At 72.6% G+C, this 22,806-nt stretch carries 15 protein-coding genes; 7 read left to right on the top strand and 8 right to left on the bottom strand.

The window, feature by feature from the left end:
* Positions 1–57 precede the first annotated feature (57 nt).
* The 3 genes from ACFVHI_RS11415 (at position 58) to ACFVHI_RS11405 (ending at position 6,277) form a co-directional block, all read left to right on the top strand.
* Complete coding sequence (locus ACFVHI_RS11415; protein ID WP_063348825.1) at positions 58–408, top strand: Lsr2 family protein; 351 nt, start codon at positions 58–60, stop codon at positions 406–408.
* 650 nt (positions 409–1,058) lie between these two features.
* A complete protein-coding gene (locus ACFVHI_RS11410; RefSeq protein WP_063348824.1) occupies positions 1,059–3,578 on the top strand; it encodes an ATP-dependent Clp protease ATP-binding subunit in 2,520 nt (839 codons plus the stop codon).
* A 341-nt stretch (positions 3,579–3,919) separates the two neighbouring features.
* Positions 3,920–6,277, top strand: coding sequence for an immune inhibitor A domain-containing protein (locus ACFVHI_RS11405; protein ID WP_063348823.1), 2,358 nt, complete (start codon positions 3,920–3,922; stop codon positions 6,275–6,277).
* 99 nt (positions 6,278–6,376) lie between these two features.
* Here the strand turns inward: ACFVHI_RS11405 and ACFVHI_RS11400 are convergent, their stop codons facing one another.
* Positions 6,377–7,570: a threonine aldolase family protein gene (locus ACFVHI_RS11400; protein ID WP_380338061.1), complete on the bottom strand. Its 1,194-nt coding sequence runs from the start codon at positions 7,568–7,570 to the stop codon at positions 6,377–6,379.
* A gap of 373 nt (positions 7,571–7,943) precedes the next feature.
* Between ACFVHI_RS11400 and ACFVHI_RS11395 the strand changes: the two genes are divergently transcribed.
* Entirely contained in the window at positions 7,944–8,882 is a 939-nt protein-coding gene (locus ACFVHI_RS11395) for a M23 family metallopeptidase (protein ID WP_380338058.1), read from the top strand.
* Positions 8,883–8,958: 76 nt separating this feature from the next.
* Here the strand turns inward: ACFVHI_RS11395 and ACFVHI_RS11390 are convergent, their stop codons facing one another.
* Positions 8,959–9,594, bottom strand: a complete 636-nt coding sequence (locus ACFVHI_RS11390) for a TetR/AcrR family transcriptional regulator (protein ID WP_380338056.1) — start codon at positions 9,592–9,594, stop codon at positions 8,959–8,961.
* Positions 9,595–9,813: 219 nt separating this feature from the next.
* Here ACFVHI_RS11390 and ACFVHI_RS11385 point away from each other — a divergent pair, with 219 nt between their 5' ends.
* The gene (locus tag ACFVHI_RS11385) at positions 9,814–11,421 is read left to right on the top strand and encodes an MDR family MFS transporter (protein ID WP_363375187.1); all 1,608 of its coding nucleotides are present in this window, start codon (positions 9,814–9,816) and stop codon (positions 11,419–11,421) included.
* A gap of 85 nt (positions 11,422–11,506) precedes the next feature.
* On the opposite strand, the gene ACFVHI_RS11380 is transcribed toward ACFVHI_RS11385, so the two are convergent.
* Positions 11,507–12,382, bottom strand: a complete 876-nt coding sequence (locus tag ACFVHI_RS11380) for an A/G-specific adenine glycosylase (RefSeq protein WP_380338167.1) — start codon at positions 12,380–12,382, stop codon at positions 11,507–11,509.
* Between the two features lie 266 nt (positions 12,383–12,648).
* Between ACFVHI_RS11380 and ACFVHI_RS11375 the strand changes: the two genes are divergently transcribed.
* A complete protein-coding gene (locus tag ACFVHI_RS11375; RefSeq protein ID WP_063348818.1) occupies positions 12,649–13,530 on the top strand; it encodes a hypothetical protein in 882 nt (293 codons plus the stop codon).
* Between the two features lie 209 nt (positions 13,531–13,739).
* Here the strand turns inward: ACFVHI_RS11375 and disA are convergent, their stop codons facing one another.
* Positions 13,740–14,798 carry a DNA integrity scanning diadenylate cyclase DisA gene (gene disA / locus ACFVHI_RS11370; protein WP_063351299.1) on the bottom strand — a complete coding sequence of 353 codons (1,059 nt, stop codon included), beginning with the start codon at positions 14,796–14,798 and terminating at the stop codon, positions 13,740–13,742.
* Positions 14,799–14,999: 201 nt separating this feature from the next.
* Positions 15,000–16,511 (bottom strand): DNA repair protein RadA, encoded by a 1,512-nt coding sequence (radA, locus tag ACFVHI_RS11365; protein WP_063348817.1) that lies wholly within the window; start codon positions 16,509–16,511, stop codon positions 15,000–15,002.
* 172 nt (positions 16,512–16,683) lie between these two features.
* On the opposite strand from radA, the gene ACFVHI_RS11360 reads away from it, so the two are divergent.
* Positions 16,684–18,543, top strand: a complete 1,860-nt coding sequence (locus ACFVHI_RS11360) for a hypothetical protein (protein ID WP_380338051.1) — start codon at positions 16,684–16,686, stop codon at positions 18,541–18,543.
* Positions 18,544–18,588: 45 nt separating this feature from the next.
* On the opposite strand, the gene ACFVHI_RS11355 is transcribed toward ACFVHI_RS11360, so the two are convergent.
* From ACFVHI_RS11355 to ACFVHI_RS11345, 3 genes are all read right to left on the bottom strand, one after another.
* On the bottom strand, positions 18,589–19,923 hold the full coding sequence (locus ACFVHI_RS11355; RefSeq protein ID WP_063348815.1) for a DUF1254 domain-containing protein: 1,335 nt from the start codon (positions 19,921–19,923) through the stop codon (positions 18,589–18,591).
* An 83-nt stretch (positions 19,924–20,006) separates the two neighbouring features.
* Complete coding sequence (locus ACFVHI_RS11350) at positions 20,007–21,356, bottom strand: DUF1254 domain-containing protein (protein WP_380338049.1); 1,350 nt, start codon at positions 21,354–21,356, stop codon at positions 20,007–20,009.
* Between the two features lie 218 nt (positions 21,357–21,574).
* The gene (locus ACFVHI_RS11345; protein WP_063348813.1) at positions 21,575–22,624 is read right to left on the bottom strand and encodes a family 2 encapsulin nanocompartment cargo protein polyprenyl transferase; all 1,050 of its coding nucleotides are present in this window, start codon (positions 22,622–22,624) and stop codon (positions 21,575–21,577) included.
* Positions 22,625–22,806 lie beyond the last annotated feature (182 nt).

The raw sequence follows: 22,806 nt of genomic DNA, 5'->3' as shown, positions 1-22,806 counted from the left end.
GGAGAAAGGCGCTTTCCTTTCCTTAGGCAATGGGTCGTTTAGCGGAAAGGGAAGCCCGTGGCACAGAGGGTGCAGGTCATTCTTGAAGACGATCTCGACGGTGGTTCGGCGGACGAGACGGTGACGTTCGCGCTCGACGGCGTTGCCTACGAGATCGACCTGAAGAGCGCCAACGCGGACAAGCTGCGCGGTCTGCTGGCGCCGTACGTGGAGAAGGGCCGCAAGCAGAGCGGCCGGCTCGCCGGCCCGCGGCGCCCGGGTCGCGGCACCGCGCCGCGCCCCTCCGGCAGCGCGCCGGACACCGCGAAGATCCGCGCGTGGGCCAAGGAGCAGGGCATGGAGGTCAACGACCGCGGCCGGGTGCCGAGCACCGTCCGCGAGGCCTACGACAAGGCCAACGCGTCCTGACCCCGGCGCCGCCGGAACGCCGGAGCGGATGCGGGGCCCCGGCGGCCGCACACGGCGCCGACGACACACGCGCGGGGCGCGGAGGACTCTCCTCCGCGCCCCGCGGCGCGCACCCCGGGGGCCGCAGCAGCACCGGTACCGGGGGGCGTCCGGGGCGCGGGCTCGGGCGGCGGAACAATCACGAGCTGTGCAACGCTGTAAGGGCGAAGCGGTAACGCCGGCACCACCGGGCGGCGTACCTGCCGCACCGGCCGTGCCGAACCGCCGTCGCCGCGACGCGACTTCTCGCCAGGCGAACACCGCCACCGCGGAAACTGCGCGAGAAGCGCCCCGATACCGGGTATGAATGCAGGTGGACGGGTTCTCGGACCCGTCCAGGGGCAGCATGCGTGACCGGCCGGAGACGGCCCGGCTCCGCCCCGGCGGTTCTTGTTCGCCGATGGCGTAGCGGTATCCGGTGCATCCGGGCCACCTGTGGGAACACCGTTTCCCAGCATCAGGTTGGGATTGGTGTCGGATGGTCGCGCAGCATCTCGCTCCCGTACCGGGGAGTGAATCCGTGGGCCGCGCCGCTGAGCGGGACTAGCATGCGGAAGGACAGGGCGGGGACCGACCCCGAACTGCCCGACCGCTCTGAGGAGCGATAAACGATGTTCGAGAGGTTCACCGACCGCGCGCGGCGGGTTGTCGTCCTGGCTCAGGAAGAAGCCCGGATGCTCAACCACAACTACATCGGCACCGAGCACATCCTCCTGGGTCTGATCCACGAGGGCGAGGGCGTCGCCGCCAAGGCCCTGGAGAGCCTCGGGATTTCCCTTGAGGCCGTGCGCCAGCAGGTCGAGGAGATCATCGGCCAGGGGCAGCAGGCCCCGTCCGGCCACATTCCCTTCACCCCGCGGGCGAAGAAGGTCCTGGAGCTGTCGCTCCGGGAGGCGCTGCAGCTCGGCCACAACTACATCGGCACCGAGCACATCCTGCTCGGTCTGATCCGCGAGGGCGAGGGCGTCGCCGCCCAGGTCCTGGTCAAGCTGGGCGCCGACCTCAACCGGGTGCGCCAGCAGGTCATCCAGCTGCTCTCCGGCTACCAGACCGGCGGCGGCAAGGAGTCGGCCACGGCCGGCGGGCCCGCCGAGGGCACCCCGTCGACCTCGCTGGTCCTGGACCAGTTCGGCCGCAACCTCACCCAGGCCGCCCGCGAGGCCAAGCTCGACCCGGTCATCGGGCGCGAGAAGGAGATCGAGCGGGTCATGCAGGTGCTGTCCCGCCGCACCAAGAACAACCCGGTCCTGATCGGCGAGCCCGGCGTGGGCAAGACCGCCGTGGTCGAGGGCCTGGCGCAGGCGATCGTCAAGGGCGAGGTCCCGGAGACGCTCAAGGACAAGCAGCTCTACACGCTGGACCTGGGCGCCCTGGTGGCCGGCTCGCGCTACCGCGGTGACTTCGAGGAGCGCCTGAAGAAGGTGCTCAAGGAGATCCGCACCCGCGGCGACATCATCCTGTTCATCGACGAGCTGCACACCCTGGTCGGCGCGGGCGCCGCCGAGGGCGCCATCGACGCCGCCAGCATCCTCAAGCCGATGCTGGCCCGCGGCGAGCTGCAGACCATCGGTGCCACCACCTTGGACGAGTACCGCAAGCACCTGGAGAAGGACGCCGCGCTGGAGCGCCGCTTCCAGCCGATCCAGGTCGCCGAGCCGTCGCTGCCGCACACCATCGAGATCCTCAAGGGTCTGCGCGACCGCTACGAGGCCCACCACCGGGTCTCCATCACGGACTCCGCGCTGGTCGCCGCCGCCACCCTGGCCGACCGCTACATCTCGGACCGCTTCCTGCCGGACAAGGCGATCGACCTGATCGACGAGGCCGGCTCCCGAATGCGCATCCGCCGGATGACCGCGCCGCCGGACCTGCGCGAGTTCGACGAGAAGATCGCCGACGTGCGCCGCGAGAAGGAGAGCGCGATCGACGCGCAGGACTTCGAGAAGGCCGCGTCCCTGCGCGACGACGAGAAGCAGCTCCTCCAGGCCAAGGCCAAGCGCGAGAAGGAGTGGAAGGCCGGCGACATGGACGTCGTCGCGGAGGTCAACGAGGAGCTCATCGCCGAGGTCCTGGCCACCGCCACCGGCATCCCGGTCTTCAAGCTGACCGAGGAGGAGACCTCGCGACTGCTGCGCATGGAGGACGAGCTGCACAAGCGCGTCATCGGCCAGAAGGACGCCATCAAGGCGCTCTCCCAGGCCATCCGGCGCACCCGTGCGGGCCTCAAGGACCCGAAGCGCCCCGGCGGCTCGTTCATCTTCGCCGGCCCGTCCGGCGTCGGTAAGACCGAGCTGTCCAAGACGCTCGCCGAGTTCCTCTTCGGCGACGAGGACGCGCTGATCGCGCTCGACATGTCCGAGTTCTCCGAGAAGCACACCGTCTCCCGGCTCTTCGGTTCGCCCCCCGGGTACGTGGGCTACGAGGAGGGCGGCCAGCTGACCGAGAAGGTCCGCCGCAAGCCGTTCTCCGTCGTCCTCTTCGACGAGGTCGAGAAGGCCCACCCGGACATCTTCAACTCGCTGCTGCAGATCCTGGAGGACGGTCGCCTGACCGACTCCCAGGGCCGCGTGGTCGACTTCAAGAACACCGTCATCATCATGACGACCAACCTCGGCACCCGGGACATCTCCAAGGGCTTCAACCTGGGCTTCGCGGCCACGGGTGACTCCACGACCGGGTACGAGCGGATGAAGGCGAAGGTCGGCGAGGAGCTCAAGCAGCACTTCCGCCCCGAGTTCCTGAACCGCGTCGACGACATCGTGGTGTTCCACCAGCTGTCCGAGGAAGACATCATCCAGATCGTCGACCTGATGATCGACAAGGTGGACGGCCGCCTCAAGGACAAGGACATGGGCCTGGAGCTCAGCGTCGAGGCCAAGAAGCTGCTGGCCAAGCGCGGCTACGACCCGATCCTGGGTGCCCGGCCGCTGCGTCGCACCATCCAGCGCGAGATCGAGGACCACCTCTCCGAGAAGATCCTCTTCGGCGAACTGCGGGCCGGCCACATCGTGGTCGTCGGTGTCGAGGGTGAGGGCAAGGAGGCCAAGTTCACCTTCCGCGGTGAGGAGAAGTCGGCCGTCGCGGACACCCCGGCCGAGGTCGCCTCGTCCGGTCCGGACCTGACGAAGTAGCAACATTTAACAGACAACTTCACAGCTACCGAGCCCCCGGCGTCCGCGCCGGGGGCTCGGTGCGTTCCGGCCGGCCGGACCGGGGGTGCCCGTGGGCGAGGGCGGATGGCCTCGCGGCGGGCTGGTGCGGGTGCGTCCGATTTCTCAGTAAGCTTTAACGGACATACGGTTGACATATGGTCAGCTGATGGGAAGTTGCGCAGGATAGCGCCGTGGCCATGTCATGGTCAAGGGCTATCTTTTTTGTCCACGCTTGTATCAAATGACGTCCACCTGTCTTTCATTTTGGTTTGCCGGGCTTTGGCCAAGAGCTGGCCCCGGTCGGGGAGGACGTCACAACTTTGAAGAACATCAGGAGATCCGCTGCGGCTGCCACGGCCGCAGCGGTCATAGTCGCGCTCGGCGCGGGCCTGTTCCCGGCCACCGCCGTCGCCGCGGGCTCGGCTCCCGCACCCAGGGACCCGGCCGACGCCGTCCAGTCCGCCAACATCGAGCACAACCTGCCGGGCCCGCTGACCGAGAAGGTCGAGGCCGAGCAGAAGGCCGCCACCGAGCAGCTGATCGCGGGCACCGCCCAGGTCGAGCAGCACAACGGCAGCAGCAGCATCAAGCTGGGCAAGGACAAGTACGTGGAGCTCGGTCGCGAGCGCACGGACAAGATCTTCACCATCCTCGTCGACTTCGGCGACCAGGTGGACAACACCACCAAGACCGCAGACGGCAAGGTCATGTACGGCGGTGAGGCCGGCCCGAAGCACAACGAGATCGAGAAGCCGGACCGCGCCAACGACAACTCGACCGCCTGGCAGGCCGACTACAACCAGCAGCACTTCCAGGAGCTGTACTTCTCCAAGGACAAGCCCTCGCTGAAGACCTTCTACGAGAAGCAGTCCTCGGGCCGCTACTCGGTCGACGGCGTGGTCTCGGACTGGGTGCGGGTGCCGTGGAACGAGGCCCGGTACGGCTCGGACTACTGCGGCTCCAACGTCTGCGACAGCGCCCAGGACCTGATCCGCGACGCCGTGGACATCTGGTACAAGGACCAGATCGCCAAGGGCCAGACCAAGGAGCAGGTCAAGGCCACCCTGGCGTCGTACGACCAGTGGGACCGCTACGGTTCCCACAACGACGGGAACTTCAACCAGCCCGACGGGTACATCGACCACTTCCAGATCGTGCACGCCGGTGAGGACAAGTCGGCCGGCGGCGGCAAGCAGGGCAGCAAGGCCCTGTGGGCCCACCGCGCGTACGCCTACGGCAACCTGAACGGCCAGGCGGGCCCGGCCGACAACAAGCTCGGCGGCGTCCAGGTCGGCGACTCCGGCTTCTGGATCGGCGACTACACGATGCAGCCGGAGAACGGCGGCCTCGGCGTCTTCGCCCACGAGTACGGCCACGACCTCGGTCTGCCGGACCTCTACGACACCGCCGGCACCGGCATCGACAACTCGGTCGGCTTCTGGTCGCTGATGTCCTCCGGTTCCTGGCTCGGCGAGGGCAAGGGCGCCATCGGCGACATGCCGAACGACCTCGACGCCTGGAGCAAGCTCAAGCTCGGCTGGCTGAAGTTCGACAAGGCCAAGGCCGGCACCGAGTCGACCCACCACATCGGCCCGGTCGAGTACAACAGCAGCCTCCCGCAGGCCCTGGTCGTCGAGCTGCCGAAGAAGACCATCCCCACCGACATCAACAAGCCCGCTTCGGGCAAGAGCGAGTGGTGGAGCGGCAGCGCCGACAACCTGAACGTCACGCTCACCCGTGACATCGACCTGACCGGCAAGACCAAGGCCAGCCTGAACGCCAAGGCCTGGTACGAGCTGGAGGCGAACTTCGACTACGCCTTCGCCGAGGTCTCCACCGACGGCGGCACCAACTGGACCGCCCTGGACGGCACCTGGAACGGCAAGCCGATCACGAAGGACGCCGGCGGCCGCGCGGCCCTGACCGGCCTCACCGCCGCCTGGGGCGACGTGTCCTTCTCGCTGGACGCCTACGCCGGCAAGGCCGTCAAGGTCCGCTTCCACAACACCACCGACGGTGGCCTGCACTACCGCGGCTTCGCCGTCGACGACATCTCGGTGACCGCCGACGGTTCGACGATCTTCAGCGACGACGTCGAGAACGGTGACAACGGCTGGGTGGCCAAGGGCTTCACCCGCTTCGCCGGCAGCTACACCAAGGACTACGGGCAGTACTACATCGCGGAGAACCGCCAGTACGTCTCCTTCGACCAGACCCTGAAGACCGGCCCGTACAACTTCGGTTGGGGCAACAGCCGGCCGAAGTGGGTCGAGTACTACCCGTACCAGCCCGGTCTGCTGATCTGGTTCTGGGACGAGTCGCAGCCCAACAACAACGTCAGCGCCCACCCGGGCCACGGTCTGATCCTGCCGATCGACTCGCACCCGACCCCGCTCAAGTGGAGCGACGGCGCCCTGCTGCGTCCGCGCATGCAGGGTTACGACTCGACCTTCGGCTCGCGCAAGACCAGCCAGCTGACCCTGCACAAGAACGGCGTCGAGACGATCGTCCCGAAGGCCAAGGGTGTCGACGAGTTCTCGGACCTGAAGTCGTGGTGGTCCAAGGACAACCCGTACAGCGGCGTGGACGTCCCGAAGACCGGTACCAGCATCGAGGTCGAGAACGAGTCCTCGAACTACCTGGAGACCTGGATCCGGGTCCGCCCGGTCGACAACTGATCGGTCGAGCAGTAGCGATCAGCCTGTGACCAGGCGGTTCTGACCCACCACGTCCGGCCCGTCCCCGCATCGCGCGGGGGCGGGCCGGACGCTTTCCGGTCAGGCCCCGCCGCGGCTCCCGCCGGCCCCGGCGCCCCGGGCCGGCAGCCGGTCCAGGAAGGCGGCGGCCGCCTCGGCGACGTCCGCCGGCGTCCAGTCGAGCGCGGACGCCGACACCGTGACCTCCGTCATCGCCAGGCCCGGCAGGTCCCGCTCGCGCCAGCCGCCGAACAGGGCGACCCCGGTCTCCTCCGCCAGCCCCAGCCCGGCCTCGTCCAACTCCCCGGCGGCGTACGGCAGCCAGAGCTGGAACTGGTGGGTGTGCGGCGGGGCCGGGTGCACCCGGGCGCCGGGGACCGCCGCGAAGGCCGCGTCCAGCGCCTCGGCGACCACCTTGGCGTGCGTCACGTACCGCTCCAGCAGCGGGAGTCGGGCGTCCAGGCCGGCCAGCGCGGCGAGCGCCGCCGGCCACTGCTGGTAGAGCTGGCCGCCGTACCGGTGCCGCCAGGCCTTGGCGGTGCGGACGAAGCCCAGCGAACCGGCCAGCGCGGCGCCGCTGATGCCGCCGAGCGTCTTGTAGAAGGACACGTAGACCGAGTCGGCCAGCGCGACGATCTCCGGCAGCGGGTGCCCGAGGTGGAACACCGACTCCCAGATCCGGGCACCGTCCAGGTGCAGGGCCGCGCCGCACTCCTCCCGGACGACCCCGGCCAGCGCCGCCAGCTCCGCCCAGTCGGGCAGCACGAAGCCGGCCTCGCGCAGCGGCAGCTCCAGGCTGAGCGCGGCGTACGGCTCGTCGAAGGAGCGCAGCTCCGCGACGGTGGGCTGGCGCGGGGCCATGGTCGGCCAGACGCTGCGCAGGCCGGTCAGCACGCCGAGCGCGTGCCGCTCGTGCTGGTCGGTGTGGGCCAGCGGGTGGGTCGCGACGGTGCGCAGCCCGGCCGCCTCGGCGTGGATCCGCAGGGCGACCTGCTGGGCCATGGTGCCGGTGGGGAAGAAGGCCGCGTCCTCGGTGCCGAGCAGGTCGGCGACCGTGCGTTCCAGGGTGCGGACCACGCCGTCGCCGTACTGGTCCGGGCGGTGGTCCAGGTCGTGGCCGCCGCCCTCCCCCGCGAGGGCGGCGAGGCGTTCGCGCATGCTCTGCGGCCGGTCGCCGGACAGGATCCGCTCGCAGCCGCGCAGGGCGGCGAAGCGGCGGTCCGGCAGGCTCGGGCGGTCATTGCCGTCGAGGTCTTCGCTCCTGTTGCCATACATGCGTCGATGGTCCCCCAGCGGGCCCGCCAGGTCAGCGGGGCGGACGGCGGAAAGGGGTGTGCGGCCGACCCAAACCCTGGACGGGCGTGGCGCTGGTCACACCGGCCGGGCTCCCGCCGGGCGCGGTACGACCGGCGGTAGTAGCCCGGCCGCGGGCGCGGGCGGCCTGCCGCGGACCGGTGGCAGACGATCGGATCTCATGATCATTACTCCGTCAGCTTGAATCTCCGGCGCAACGCCGACTACACGCCGTAGTACGTCACGCCGTTTGGGACTCCGCTCGGTGACCGTTACACCTGAGTGGTCCCCCGCTCAGCACGCGCCCGAACGGGCACTTCGTGCTGCCCTCGTCCACCGTGAGGTACGGCTACCGATGTCCTCTGTCCCGCCCGTGGGGCCGGTCCTGCGCCGGCTCGCCGCCCGTACGGCGGCCCAGGCGGCGGCCTGGCAGCCCCGGCTCGGCCATGCCGCCCGCACCCATGCCGCGCCGCTGCGCGCGCTCGCCGCGCCCCGGCACCCGCTGCCCGGCGGGCACCCGCAGGCCGAGCGGGAGCGCGCGGTGGTCGCCGCCGGGGCGGCCGCGGTGCTGCTCGCCGGCGCGCTGCTGGTGGCCGCGCCCGGCAGCGCCTCGGCGCAGACCGTCCGGCCCACCACGCCCGGCAGCTCGGCCTTCACCGCGCCGCAGGCCGCCGTGCCCAGCCCGGGGCTGGTCCAGGTGGCCGGACCGAGCCCGTACCGGCTCCCGAACGACGGCGACTCGGCGCAGGAGTTCGTGGCGGTGGCCGCCAACCTGCTGCCGGTGGAGCCGCCCGTCGCCGGCGCACCGGCCGAGGGCCCCGCGCCGGGGCCCGAGGCCGCGCCCGCACCGGAGCCGGCTCCGGCTCCGGCTCCGGCTCCGGCTCCGGAGTGGTCGGCCCCGGTGCCGGACGCGCCGACCAGCAATCCGTACGGGGCGGCCAACTCCGAGTACGCCGCCGGGTACCACACCGGGGTGGACTTCGCGGTCGACCCGGGCACGCCGCTGCTGGCGGTCGGGAACGCGACCGTGGTGTCGGCCGGCTGGGACGGCTCGTACGGCAAGGAGGTCGTGCTGCGGCTGGCGGACGGGCACTACGCGCAGTACGCGCACATGTCCTCGCTCGGGGTCGCGGCCGGGGACCAGGTGTCGGCCGGCGAGCAGATCGGGCGGTCCGGGAGCACCGGCAACTCGACCGGGCCCCATCTGCACTTCGAGATCCGCACCAGCAACCGCTACGGCGCGGTGGTGAACCCGATCGCGTTCCTCGCGGGGCACGGCGTCACCGACTTCTGAGTCCGGCCCCGGCTACCGGTCCGCCCGCCTGCCCGACTGTCCGTCCGTCTGTCCGTCCGCCTGCCCGCCCGCCCGCTCAGGAATGGGCGGGGGCCGGGTGGCCGATCCGGCCGCCGATCTCCAGCGCGACCTCCCGGGCCGCCCCGATCGCGTCCTCCAGGGTGGCCGCCGGCGGCCAGGGCTCGCCCCACACGTTGTCGCCGTGGTCGCAGTCCGCGGTGTCCTGCTTGAGCAGGAACATCGCCGAGTGGACGGTGAACAGCGACATCGTGGCGCGCAGCCGCTCCCGGAAGTCGGCGTCCGGCCCGTGCACCAGCTGGATCATCGTGATCATGCGGTCCTTGAACGCCAGCCCGGCCGCGGACTCGCGCAGCGCGGGCTGGTTCTCGTGGAAGAAGCGCAGCAGCGGCGCCCGCTCGGCCATCCCGTCGGCGAAGCGGCGGATCAGCTCGTCGCGCATCTCCGGGCTCCAGGACTGCTGCCGGCCCCACGCGATGGTCTCGTCGATCGGCGCGGCCATCCGCTCCACGATGCCCAGGACGATGTCGTCCTTGGTCTTGAAGTGGTAGTAGAGCGCGGCCTTGGTGACGCCGAGGCGGTCGGCGATCTCGCGCAGCGAGGTCTGCTCGTAGCCCTGCTCGGAGAAGAGCTCCAGGGACACCTCGATGATGCGGGACCGCGTGTCGCTGCGGGGGCTGTGCGGAGTGCCCATGGCCTGCCTCATGAGTGCGTCGGTGACTGCTGCGGACCCCGGTGGCGTCCGCCCCGGGCCTATTCTCCCTGCCCAGGCAGCCGGGCGGGAAACTGGCTTGACGACCGGCTAGTAAACAACTTACCGTGCCGACGGTCCACAAACTAGCCGGGCGTCAAGTAAGTGAATCACTGCGCGGCCTCCGCCCGTCCGAAACACCCCTCCGGGAGACACCACCTCATGTCACAGTCCAAGACCACCGGCCCGGTACCGGAGGAGAAGTCAGCCGAGGAGGAGCAGCCGCGGTCACCCCGCGAGATCCGCCTCGTCATGGTCGGCCTGGTCGTCACCATGCTGCTGGCCATGCTCGACAACCTGATCGTCGGCACCGCGATGCCGACCATCGTCGGCGACCTCGGCGGCGCCGAGCACCTGTCCTGGGTCGTCACCTCGTACACCCTGGCCACCGCCGCCTCCACCCCGATCTGGGGCAAGCTCGGCGACCTCTACGGCCGCAAGGGCACCTTCCTCACCTCGATCGTGATCTTCCTGGTGGGCTCGGCGCTGTCCGGCCTGTCGCAGAACATGAACGAGCTGATCGGCTTCCGCGCCCTCCAGGGCCTGGGCGCCGGCGGCCTGATGGTCGGCGTCATGTCGATCATGGGCGCGCTGGTCGCGCCGCGTGACCGCGGCAAGTACCAGGGCATGTTCGCCGCGGTCATGGCCCTCGCCACCATCGGCGGCCCGCTGGTCGGCGGCTTCATCACCGACCACCTGAGCTGGCACTGGACCTTCTACATCAACCTGCCGCTCGGCGTGATCGCGCTCGCCGTGGTCGTCGTCACCCTGAAGCTGCCGAAGGTCCGCAACAACGCCCGGATCGACTACTGGGGCGCCATCCTGCTCACGACGGGCATCACCTCGCTCGTCCTGATCACCACCTGGGGCGGCCAGCAGTACGACTGGGGCTCCAAGCAGATCCTGGGCCTCGCCGCGCTCGCCGCCGCGACGCTGATCGCCTTCTGCTACGTCGAGCAGCGGGTGCAGGAGCCGATGCTGCCGCTGAGCCTGTTCAAGAACCTGAACTTCACCCTGGTCTCGATCATCGGCTTCATCGTCGGCTTCGTGATGTTCGGTGCGACCGTCTTCCTGCCGCTCTACCAGCAGATCGTCCAGGGCGCCTCGGCCACCAACTCCGGCCTGCTGCTGATGCCGATGATGTTCGGCATGCTGGTCGTCTCGCTGGTGGTCGGCCAGGCCGTCACCAAGACCGGCAAGTACCGGATATTCCCGATCATCGGCACCATCGTGATGACCGTCGGCATGGTGCTGCTCTCCACCATGGGCACCGCGACCAGCAGCTTCACCTCCGCCTGCTGGATGGTCGTGCTCGGTGCCGGCATGGGCTTCCTGATGCAGATCACCATGCTGGTCGCGCAGAACAGCGTCGAGCTCAAGGACATGGGCGTGGCCAGCTCCACCGCCACCCTGTTCCGCACCATCGGCGGTTCCTTCGGTGTCGCGCTGTTCGGCGCCCTGTTCAACAACCGGGTCACCGACACCATGAAGGAGCGGCTGGGCGACCACGCGGCGGCCGGCGGTGGCGGCGCCGTGAAGGACCCGGGCCAGATGAGCCCGGCGGACCTGCGCAAGCTCCCCGAGAACATCCAGGACGCCTACCACCACGCGGTGTCCAACGGCATGCACACCGTCTTCCTGTGGGGCGCGGGGGTGGCCGTGGTCGCGATCGCCGCCGCGGTGTTCATGCGCGAGGTGCCGCTGCGCGGTACCGGCACGGGCAAGGCGGACAAGTCCGCCGAGGCCTCGCTGGAGGCGGCGGCCGTCTGACCGCCCTCCCGCCGACACGACGGCGCCCCCGGAGGAATCCTCCGGGGGCGCCGTCCCGCGTTCGTGGCCGACTACTCGTGGCCGACTACTGGGGAAGTCGGTAGACGCCCTGCTCGACGGGCTCCACCAGGCCATCCGCGACCAGGCCGTCCAGTGCCCGGGCCCGCTGCACCGCGTCCGGCCAGACCGCGTCCAGCCGGGCCTGCGGCACCGAACCGTGCGACTCCCGCAGCACCGCGAGCAGCTTGCCGCGCACCTGCCGGTCCGTCCCCTCGTAGGTCTGGCCGCGCCGGGCCGGGCCCTCGTACGGCGGGCGGCCGGCCCGCTGCCAGGCGCAGTGGGCGAACAGCGGGCAGCCCCCGCACTCCGGGCCGCGCGCGGTACAGACCAGCGCGCCCAGCTCCATCACGCCGACCGCCCAGGTGGCCGCGGTCTCGGCGTCGTCGGGCAGCAGCGCCGTCGCCGTGCGGCGCTCGGCGGCCGTGGTGGCCTGGGCCGGGTACTCAACGCCGGACACCGCGCGGGCGAACACCCGGCGGACGTTGGTGTCCAGCACCACGTGCCGCTGGCGGAAGGCGAAGGAGGCGACCGCGGCGGCCGTGTACTCCCCCACCCCGGGCAGTGAGAGCAGGGTGGCGTGGTCGTCCGGCACCTCGCCGCCGTGCTCCTCGGTGATCGCCACCGCGGCCGCGTGCAGCCGCAGCGCGCGGCGCGGGTAGCCGAGCCGACCCCACATCCGGACCGCCTCGCCGGGCGCATCGGCCGCGAGGTCCGCCGGGGTGGGCCAGCGGGTCAGCCACGCCTCCCAGGCAGGCAGCACCCGCTTCACCGGGGTCTGCTGGAGCATGAACTCGCTCACCATGATCGCCCAGGGCGTCGCCTCGGGCGTCCGCCAGGGGAGGTCGCGCTTGTCGGCCTCGTACCAGTCGAGGACGGTCGCGTGCAGCAGCGGCATCGGCATCGGCGGCCGGACGGCGTCCGGCGCGGCGCCTGCCGGGGGGACGGGGGCGGGGGTGACGGTGATGGCAGCCATGGCCCTTCGATCCTCCCATGTCGACGGGCGCGACCGAAGCGGAGAGAAGCGCTCCGGATACCCCCGTGGATCTCCCGGAAACTTACCGCTTCAGAGCTCCCTCGAACGGCGCAAATGGCGGATCATGTGAAGGAAGGGGCGACTGTGCGGTGTTGGTGCGTCAAGCGGCACACACAGTCTCGTAGAGTTTGGGCGTGCCCTCTCTGCGTCAACCCGTGGGACCGCTGCCGGCCTCGATCTACTGGCGTCGGCGCGTCGTCGTGCTCGTCGCCGTCGCGGCGGTCGCCGCCCTGATCGCCTGGCTGATGATCGATCAGGACGGGGGCGGTGACGGCGGCTCATCGAGCAAGGCCGCGCAGGCCGTTCCATCCCAGAGCCAGACCCCCGCCCAGTCCATCACGCCCGGTGCGTCGCCGAGCGGCCCTGCGGCGCGCCCCGGCGGCGGCAGCGGCGGCAACGCGAGCGGCGGCCCGGTGGCCGGCTCCGGCGGCGGCGAGGTCAGCCTCAGCACCGGCGGCACCGGCGGCGGTGCCAACCCGGCTCCTGCCACCGGCGGGGGCACGGGTGGCGGCGCGGCGGCGGGCGGCGGTGCAGCCGGCAGTTCCGGCGGCGCGGGCGGCACGGGCGGCGGCGCCCCGGTGGTGAACACGCCCGAGGTGATGGCGCTTCCGGTCTGCGCCTCCTCGCAGGTCACCCTGGAGCTGGCCAGCGCGCAGAACTCGTACCAGCCCAAGGACAAGCCGCGACTCTCACTCACCGTGAAGAACGCCTCCGGCGCCAACTGCCGGGTGGACCTGGGCCGGGCGGCCTCCGCGATCACCGTGACCGCCAGCAACGGCGACCGGGTCTGGTCCTCGGGCGACTGCCCGTCCGACCGCGGCAGCAGCTGGGTGCAGATCCCGGCCAACAACGGCCTGACCGAGACGTTCACCTGGGACCGCAGCCGCAGCAAGCCGCAGTGCGCCACCGCCGACCCGGCGCCCCCCGCGGCGGGCACCTACCTGGTGGTCGCCGACCTCACCGGGCTCTCCGGCGGCCAGGTCTCGGCGCGCTCCTCGATCCGCCTGGACAGCTGAACCCCCCTCGACTCAACTCGACTCGACTCGAAGCCCCCGGCCGACGCGGCCGGGGGCTTCGGCGCCTCACGGGCCGGTCGGGGTGCGCCGGTCGGGGTGGCTCGACGAGGGGGGACTCGACGGGGTGACTCGGCGGGGTGCACGACGGCCCCCGGGGCGTTCCCCGGGGGCCGTGCGCGGCGGTGCGTCAGGTCGGACGTGGCGCCTGGTCAGACGTAGCGCTCCAGGATGGACGATTCGGCCAGCCGGGACAGGCCCTCGCGGACCGAGCGGGCCCGGGTCTCACCGACGCCCTCGACCGTCTGCAGGTCGTCGATGCTGGCGGCGAGCAGCTTCTGCAGGCCGCCGAAGTGCTCGACCAGGCGCTCTATCACCGTGTTGGGCAGGCGCGGGATCTTCGCCAGCAGCCGGTAGCCGCGCGGCGAGACCGCGGAGTCCAGCGACTCCGGGGAGCCTGAGTAGCCGAGCGCCTTGGCGACCGTCTGAAGGTCCAGCAGCTCGGCGTGGGTGAGCGCCTCCAGGTCTGCCAGCACCTCGTTGACCGTCCGGCCCTTCTTGGCGGCCCGCTCCGGGAAGTAGTCCCGGGCGACCAGTTCGCGCTCCGGCTCCACGCCCGCGATCAGCTCGTCCAGCTGGAGCGAGAGCAGCCGACCGTCGATGCCGAGTTCCAGCACGTAGCCGGCGATCTCGGTGGCGATCAGCCGGACCATCTCCAGCCGCTGGGCGACGGCGGTGACGTCCCGGACCGTCACCAGGTCCTCGATCTCCAGCGCCGACAGCGTGCCGGCCACCTCGTCCAGGCGCAGCTTGTAGCGCTCCAGGGTGGCCAGCGCCTGGTTGGCGCGGGACAGGACGGTGGTGGAGTCCTCCAGCACCCGGCGGGTGCCGTTGACGTACATCGCGATCAGCCGCATCGAGTGCGAGACCGCCACCACCGGGAAGCCGGTCTGCCGGTTGACCCGCTCCGCGGTGCGGTGGCGGGTGCCGGTCTCGTCGGTGGGGATCGTGGAGTCCGGCATCAGGTGCACGCCGGCCCGGACGATCTTGGTGATGTCCTTGTCCAGCACCACCGCGCCGTCCAGCTTGCACAGCTCGCGCAGCCGGGTCGCGGTGAACTCGACGTCCAGGACGAAGCCGCCGGTGCAGATCGACTCGACCGTCTTGTCGAAACCGAGCACGATCAGGCCGCCGGTGTTGGCCCGGAGCACCCGCTCCAGGCCGTCGCGCAGCCCCGTGCCGGGTGCGATGGCACTGAGGGAGGCCCGCAGCAGGGCCTCCTCACGGGAGGCCTTGTCCGCCCCCCGGTCGCTGGCTGCCACGTGACTCCTCCGGTCGACCCCGTGCCGCGCGCCTCGCGCCGTGCGCCGGTCCGCGGTCTGTTGCTCTGTCGCTCAGTACCGCTCGGTACTGCCTTCTGGCCAATGAGACTGGGGAAAGTCTAACTGCGTGCGGCATCGACAGGGCTTGGGTCAGCGCAGTTCGTCGGAGTCGACCGGCTCCCAGCCCTCCATCAGCTCCTCCGGGTGCGCGACGACCCGGGCCGCGCGCGGGGCCGGCGGCGCCGACGGCGCCTCAGCACGCGCCTCAGCGCGCGGCTTGGCGGCGGCCCGGCGGCGGCCCGGGATGGCCCGCAGCGCCTCGCCGATGTCGGCCACCTCGACCACCTTCATGCCCGGCGGCACCTTGCCCGGATCCGGCGGGACGAGGGCGTGCGTGAAGCCCAGCCGGTGTGCCTCGGCGAGCCGCCGCTGCACCCCCGTCACCCGCCGTACCTCGCCCGCCAGACCGACCTCGCCGATCGCCACCAGGTTGCTGGGCAGCGGGGTGTCCGAGGAGGAGCTCGCCACCGCGAGCGCGATCGCGAGGTCGGCGGACGGCTCGCTCAGCTTCACCCCGCCCACCGTCGCGGTGTAGATGTCCTGCTTGCCGAGCTTCACCCCGCCGTGCCGCTCCACCACGGCCAGGATCATCGCGATCCGGGGCGACTCCAGGCCCGAGGTGGTGCGCCGCGGGGACGGGATCTGCGAATCCACCATCAGCGCCTGCACCTCCGCCACCAGCGGGCGCTTGCCCTCCAGGGTGACGGTGAGGCAGGTGCCCGGGACGGGCTTGTCACGCCTGGTCAGGAAGAGGCCGGACGGATCGGCCAGGCCGACGATGCCCTCGTCGTGCAGCTCGAAGCAGCCCACCTCGTCGGTGGCGCCGTAGCGGTTCTTGATCCCGCGGATGAGCCGCAGCCGGGCGTGCCGGTCCCCCTCGAAGCTGAGCACCACGTCCACCAGGTGCTCCAGCAGGCGCGGGCCGGCGATCTGGCCGTCCTTGGTGACGTGGCCGACCAGCAGCGTCGCCATGCCGCGCTCCTTGGACACCCGGATCAACGCGCCCGCCACCTCGCGGACCTGGGCCGGACCGCCGGGGGCGCCGTCCAGCTCGGCGGAGGCGATGGTCTGCACCGAGTCCAGGATCAGCAGACCGGGGTTGACCGCGTCGATGTGCCCGAGCACCGCGCCGAGGTCGGACTCGGCGGCGAGGTAGAGGTGCTCGGAGAGCGCGTTGATCCGGTCGGCGCGCAGCCGGACCTGACCGGCCGACTCCTCGCCGGTGACGTAGAGCGTGCGGTGCCGGTCGGTGGCGGCCTTGGCCGCGACGTCCAGCAGCAGGGTGGACTTGCCGACGCCGGGCTCGCCGGCCAGCAGGACGACCGCGCCGGGGACCAGCCCGCCCCCGAGCACCCTGTCCAGCTCCGGCACGCCCGTCGAGCGGGCCGTCGCGACCTGGCCGTCCACCTGGCCGATCGGACGGGCCGGCGAGCTGACCGGGCCCGCGGCCGTCGTCCGGATCGGCACCGCGCCGTACTCCTCGACCGTGCCCCAGGCGTTGCACTCCGGGCAGCGGCCGACCCACTTGGGCAGCTGGTTGCCGCACTCGGTGCAGCGGTACGCCGGGCGCGGCTTGGCGGTGGTCTTGGTACGGGCAGCCATGCGGCCCACCGTAGCGCCTGGGTCCGACAACGCCCTGCTCCGCCGGAACCGGGCCCGAACTCCACCGGAACCGGGCCCAAACCCACACAGATGGGCGATGTTGTTACCCGAAAGAAGTACATACACGGCGAATGGCCGAGGTACGCCGCCCGCCGTCTCTACCGTCGGACGGGTGACAACGCGTACTGAAGGGCCGCCGGCCGCCGTGCTGGCGGCGTACGACCGGCAGGTGGACGGCCTGTTCACCTACTGTCTCTCGGTGCTGTGCGAGCACGACGCGGCCGCCGGCGCCCTGCGCGAGGCCCGCGAGCTGGCACGGCGGCACGGCGCCCGGCTGACCGAGCCCGGGCTGGTCCGGGCCTGGCTGTTCTCGCTGGCCCGGTACTGCTGCCTGCGGCGGCTCGCGGACGGCGCCGGGCGGGACGCCACGGCGGAGCCGACCGAGGCCGAGGCGGCCCGGCGGCGGCGCGAGCTGGCCTCGCTCGCCTGGCCGGAGGCGGCCGGCACCGACCCGGAGCAGCGCGAGGCGCTGGAGCTGTCCGTCCGGCACCGGCTGACCCCGCACGAGGTGGCGGCGGTGCTGGGCCTGCCGTTCGAGCGGACCCGCGCGCTGCTCGCCGCCGCCGAGGCGGAGGTGGCCCGGACCAGGGCGGCGCTGCTGGTGCTCGGGGTGGGCAGCTGCCCGGAGCTGGACCGGCTCGGCGGGGCCGGGGCGGAGTCCTGGCGGGACTGGGTGCTCGGCCCGGCGCTGCGCCGGGAGCTGGTGCAGCACGTGGTGGACTGCCCGACCTGCCGGGGGACGGCGGAGCGGGTGGCCGGCGAGGTGGCGGAGGGCGCGGCGGCGCTGTCCGGGCTGCCGTTGCTGGCGGCGCCCGCCCCGACCCCGACGACCTCCCCAGCGCCCTCGGGCGAGGGAGGCGAGGGAGGCGAGGGAGCGGCGTACCTGCCGTCGGCGGCCGGTGCGGTGCGGCGGGCGGGGGCGGCGCCGGTGGCCGAGTCGGGGCTGCGGTTCGACCAGGGCGGCTTTCCCCGGCACCGGGCGCCGGACGCGGGCCGGGCGCTGGCGGTGCGTCGGCGGGTGGTGACCACCGGGGTGCTCGCGGCCGTCCTGGCGGCGCCGGTGGTCGCCCTGTGGGCGGGGCACCGGAGCAGCGGGGAGGGGACGGCGGCCGCGGTATCCACGGTGCGGGTGGAGGAGGCCGGGCGGACGGGCGGGCAGCAGCCGTCGAAGCCGTGGCCGGCGGCGGGCACGACGGCGGGCATGGGGGTGCCGGGGGTGCCGGGGATGGAGTTGGCGGGTGCGGGGGCGGGGGGTGCAGAAACGTTGCCCCTCGGCTTTCCGCGGCTGACCCTCCAGGGCCCGGCGGTCCCGGTACCGGCCCACGGGGCGACCCCGATCGGCAGTCCGACCCTGGTCGCCGCCCCCGCACCCGCCGTCGGCCAGGCACCCGCGCCCGGCGGCGGCCCGGGCGGCGCCGAACCGGCCCCGGCCGGGCTGCTCACCGTCGAGGCCGCCGAGTACGGCAGCCGGACCGTCCTCACCCTCACCGACTCCGGCACCACCGAGATCCATTGGCACGCCGTGACGGACGCCGGCTGGCTGCGGCTCAGCCGCGACTCCGGCACCCTCGCACCGGGCCAGCGGATCACCGTGACCGTCACCGTGGACGAGGACCTCGCGCCCACCGCGCACTGGACCGCCCGGATCGCGCTGCCGCCCTCGCAGGCGGTGGTCACCCTGGAGGGCGGACCGCACAACCGGGGCGGCTCGGCCTCCTCCCCCGCTGCTCCGGGGACGTCGGCATCGGCGTCGGCGTCCGCGTCGGCCACGACGGACCCGCAGCCGAGCAGTTCCCCGCAGCCGTCGGTGCCGGCCACGGCGGCTCCGTCCCCGTCGGGGTCGCCGTCGTCCTCCGCTCCCTCGCCTTCGCCTTCGCCTTCGTCGTCGGCATCGGCATCGGCATCCGCGCACCCGTCCTCGCCACCGCCCTCGGGCACCCCGACGGGCACCGCGACCCCGGCTCCGCACTGAGCGTCCGGTGTCCCCCTCGACGTCCGCGCCCGGCAGAGACGGCGGTCAGCTCCGGTCGATCGGCGGCACCCGGTAACTGCCGTCCAGCACGGCCGGCTTCGGCTGGTAGAGCCGGATGATCGGCCGGAACTCGCCGACCGGGGCGGGCAGCCAGTTGGCCGCCTCCACCTCGTCCTCGGGCTGCTCGTGCTGGAGCGTCAGGGTGAGCGAGCCGTCCGCGCCGTACACCAGGCCCGGGGTGCGGTCGCCGATCGTGTAGCGCTCGATCGGGTTGTCCACCAGGTAGTAGTCCGGCAGCGCGTACATCGTGACGGACCAGAACGCCTCGGCCGGCGGTGGCTGGTCGAACCGCAGCGTGTAGCGGTGCGCGCCGCTGAGCGGGCGGCCGCCGGAGTCGTCGTAGGTCATCGCGAACGAGGCCTCGTAGGCGTGGTTGCCCCAGAGGCCGGCCCGGGCGGCGGCGGCCCGGCTGAGGTAGCCGGCGCGGCGGTCGGGGATGCGCCACTCGGGGTCGTCGAGGGTGCCGGGGCCCAGGTGGTCGATGTTGTAGTCGAACAGGTGGAGCGCCGAGCGCCACTCGCCGGGCGGGTGGTCCTCGGGCGGGCGGGTGGCGTCCTCGACCCGTTCGCGGCCGGCGGCCAGGCCCTTGGCCAGCGCGAGGGTCCAGTCCGCGGCGGCCGCACGGTACGGCGAGGTGCCCTCGTCGAGCAGGCCGAGCGGGGCGAAGCGCTGCTGGTACTCGACGTCCGGACCGGCCGGTGGGAAGGCCTGCATCCAGACCCGAAGCCGTTCGAAGAAGGCCAGCCGCTCGGGCACCTCCGGATCGGGCTCGGGCAGTCCGGCGACCAGCCCGCCGGGCTCCAGCGGCTCCAGGGTGAGGGCCTTCTGGAGGGCCTTGACCCGGCGGAGGTCGTCCGGCCCGGTGCAGGCGAAGCGGCCGACGATGGTCGCCACCGTGGTCGGCGCCTCGATCACCCGGGCCGGGTCGGACGGGGTGCCGTGCCAGCCGGGCGGGACGATCAGCCAGGTCTGCTCGCCGGTGCCGGTGGCACGGCTGCCGACGTAGGCGACGTTGTCCGTCCACGCGCCGACGACCTGCAGCACGTAGTAGGCGCCCGCGGTGTCCGGGACGCGCAGCACCTGCGGGCCCTCGGAGAGGTCGAGCTGGGCGATCGAGTAGAGGGTGTCGTTGTTGACCGAGACGAAGTGGTCCTTGGGCCCGGCCAGCCGGGTGGCGTGGCTGAAGTGGTTGAACGACGCCGCCGGCAGGGTGCCCAGGCCGCCCCGGGAGAAGCGCTCGACCATGGTGAGGTCGGCGACGATCGGGTAGCCGTAGACGTAGGCGTCGGCGGCCAGGGCCTCCAGCTCGGGGTGGTTCATCGGGGTGTCCTTCGTCCGGTCGGCGCGGTCCCTGCGGTGCGGATCTCTGCGGTGCGGATTTCTGCGCTGCGGGTCAGCTCGGGTCAGCTCGGGTCGAGCGGCGGGAGGTGCCAGCGGCCGTCGAGGACGGACCGGTCCGGGCCGTGGAGCCGGACGACGACCGTGAACGGGCCGTCCGGGGCGGGCAGCCAGTTGGCGGAGTGCTGGGCGTCGGCGGGCCGCTTGTGCCGGAGGTGGAGGGTGAGCCCGCCGTCCGGGTCGCGGACCAGGCCGGGGGTGCGGTCGCCGATCGCGTAGCGGTCCAGGGTGTTGTCGACCAGCAGGCGGTCCGGGAGCGCGTACATGGTGGCGGACCAGAAGTACCGGGCCGGCGGCAGGTCGTCCGGGCCGAAGCGGACGGCGTAGTCGCGGTCGCTGGCGTTCGGCGGCCGGTTGCCCGCGCTGTCCGCCGCCCAACCGCCGCACCAGGCTTCCTCGGTGGGCAGCCCGTAGCGGCCGAGCCTGGCGCCGAGGGCCTGGCGGAGGAAGTCCCCGCCGATCCGCTCACGGGTGCCGAAGAGTGCGGCCGGGGTGGTGGGTTCGGATTCGGCGGCGGCGCGCTCCAGCCGTGCGCGGCCGTCCGCGATGCCGCGCTCGATCTCGGCCCGGACCTCGATCGGCAGCGTGGCGGGCTCGAACTCGCCGCGCCCGTCGACGCCGAGGTCGGTGAGGCGGCCGCGCAGGTCGACCTCGGCGGGCGGCAGCTCGACGGGCCCGCGGAGCGGGAAGAAGCCGAGCAGGAAGTCGAGGAAGCTGAGGAACTCGACGGTGTCCAGCACCTCCTCGCGCCAGACCGGCCAGACCGGCTCCGGCGCGGGGGCGGGCGCCGGGGTGCCGGCGTACTCGTGCAGCGGGCGCAGCCGGTACTGCTGCTGGACGGCCTTCAGTTCGGCGATGTCCGCGGGGGTGTCGCCGGTGAGGTGGGTGCGGCCGAGGATGCCGACCAGGCGGGTGGCGGTGCGGAGCACGCCCCGGACGCCGGGCGGGGGATCGCCCTGCCAGTCGGGGCCGGCCACCAGGTAGTCGCCGGCCTCCTGGCCGGTGCTCCGGGCACCGACGAACCCGGCGTACACGGTGTCGAGTTCGTGCAGCGGGAGGACGTAGTAGCGGTCCGCGGCCGGGACGGACACCACCCACGGTTCGGCGCGCAGGTCGAGCCAGGCCCAGGAGTGCGGGGTGTCGTTGTCGGGGGAGGCGACGTCGGTGTCGGCCGGGGTGAACGGCTGCGAGCGGTGGCGGAAGACGCCGAAGCCGCCGACGTACCCCGGGTCCGCGTCGTCCAGTGCCTGCGCGTACAGGGTGCGGTAGTTCTGCAGGATCGGGTAGGCACGGATCCAGGCCTCGGCGGCGGTCGCGCGGATCGTGGCCGGGTCCACGAGTGCCGGGTTGGCCATGCTCGTCGCTCTCCCCAGTGCACGGAAGGCCGGCGGCGCAGGCGCGCACCGGAATTCGGGACATATGAGTACATAGGGGATGCTATGCGGGGTGGGGCGGGTCAGCATGTCGGGTGGCCCGACGCTTCCCGGGCGCCGGGCCCGGAGTGGGAAGTCGGACCGGCCGACTTCCCACTCCCGACGAGTCCGGTCAGCCGAGTCCGGCCGGACGAGCCCGGTCAGTGGCTGCGGCGGGTGACCAGTTCGGCCAGCACCAGCAGTTCGTCGGCCGCCGACGGCTCCGGGACGGCCGTGGCCAGCTGCGCCATCGCCGCCGCCATCCGCTCGCAGGACTCGCCCTGCGCCCAGCCGCGGCCGCCGGCGCCTTCGACGGACGCCGCGCACTGCGCCAACTCCTCAGGGCTGAGCTGGCGTTCGAGGGCGTACAGCCCGGCGAGCCGGGCCCCCTCGGGGGTGCCGGAGCCCAGCGCCGCGACCACCGGCAGCGACTTCTTCCGGGCGACCAGGTCCGCGCCCACCGGCTTGCCGGTCACCGCCGGATCGCCCCAGATGCCGATCAGGTCGTCGATCAGCTGGAACGCCAGGCCGATCTCCCGGCCGAAGCCGTCCATCGCCTGCGCGGCCTCCTCCGACCCGCCGCCGTACAGGGCGCCCATCGCGCAGGCGGCGCCGAGCAGGGCGCCGGTCTTGGCCTCCGCCATCGCCAGGCACTCGGCGAGCGAGACGTCGCTGCGCTGCTCGAAGGCGCAGTCGATCTGCTGGCCCTCGCACAGCTCGACCACGCAGTCGGTGAGCCGGCGGACCGAGCTCCGGGCGGCCGGGTGGGCGTCCTCGGCGAGCAGGCGCAGCGCCAGCGAGTGCATGGCGTCCCCGGCCAGGATGGCCTCGGTGGTGCCGAACACCCGCCAGGCGGTGGGCCGGTGGCGGCGCGTCTCGTCCCGGTCGATGACATCGTCGTGGAGCAGCGTGAAGTTGTGCACCAGCTCGACGGCGGCGGCCGCGGCGGTGGCCTCGGCGGTCGTGCCGCCGAGTGCCTGGGTGGCGGCGAGGACCATGGCGGGCCGGATCGCCTTGCCGGAGGGGGCGTCGGCGGGCGAGCCGTCCGCCTCCCACCAGCCGAAGTGGTAGCCGGCGACCTTGCGCATCGCGCCCGGCAGTGAGTCGACGGCGGCCCGCAGGACCGGGTCGACCAGGTTGCGGGCCCGGGCGAGGACGTCCGCCGCCTCGTTCCCCTCTTTGTGGTCCCGCTCCAGTGTGGAGCTCGTCATGGGTTTCTCCCCCTGTCGGCCTGCGGTGAGGCGGCCTGGTGTGAGGTGCCGGTCGTGGGTCGGCCGAACCGGGGGGTGGGCGGGTGGGGCCAACGGCGGCCCCCTGTACGGTACTGGCCCGGCGCGGGGCCCCCCCCGCGCGGGGGGGGGGGGCGCCGGGGGGGGGGGGTATGAGCACGCGA

The organism is Kitasatospora sp. NPDC127121, from assembly GCF_042677305.1.
In the GTDB taxonomy this organism is placed as follows: domain Bacteria; phylum Actinomycetota; class Actinomycetes; order Streptomycetales; family Streptomycetaceae; genus Kitasatospora.
The sequence above is the reverse complement of the archived record's forward strand: the minus strand, read 5'-3'. Positions and strand labels throughout refer to the sequence as shown.

Bases quoted from the DNA above. Each gene is read 5' to 3' on its own strand.
- ACFVHI_RS11410 (WP_063348824.1), top strand. From the start codon at position 1,059: ATGTTCGAGAGGTTCACCGACCGCGCGCGGCGGGTTGTCGTCCTGGCT.
- ACFVHI_RS11400 (WP_380338061.1), bottom strand. From the start codon at position 7,570: ATGTATGGCAACAGGAGCGAAGACCTCGACGGCAATGACCGCCCGAGC.
- ACFVHI_RS11395 (WP_380338058.1), top strand. From the start codon at position 7,944: ATGTCCTCTGTCCCGCCCGTGGGGCCGGTCCTGCGCCGGCTCGCCGCC.
- ACFVHI_RS11390 (WP_380338056.1), bottom strand. From the start codon at position 9,594: ATGGGCACTCCGCACAGCCCCCGCAGCGACACGCGGTCCCGCATCATC.
- ACFVHI_RS11385 (WP_363375187.1), top strand. From the start codon at position 9,814: ATGTCACAGTCCAAGACCACCGGCCCGGTACCGGAGGAGAAGTCAGCC.
- ACFVHI_RS11380 (WP_380338167.1), bottom strand. From the start codon at position 12,382: ATGCCGATGCCGCTGCTGCACGCGACCGTCCTCGACTGGTACGAGGCC.
- radA (WP_063348817.1), bottom strand. From the start codon at position 16,511: ATGGCTGCCCGTACCAAGACCACCGCCAAGCCGCGCCCGGCGTACCGC.
- ACFVHI_RS11355 (WP_063348815.1), bottom strand. From the start codon at position 19,923: ATGAACCACCCCGAGCTGGAGGCCCTGGCCGCCGACGCCTACGTCTAC.
- ACFVHI_RS11350 (WP_380338049.1), bottom strand. From the start codon at position 21,356: ATGGCCAACCCGGCACTCGTGGACCCGGCCACGATCCGCGCGACCGCC.
- ACFVHI_RS11345 (WP_063348813.1), bottom strand. From the start codon at position 22,624: ATGACGAGCTCCACACTGGAGCGGGACCACAAAGAGGGGAACGAGGCG.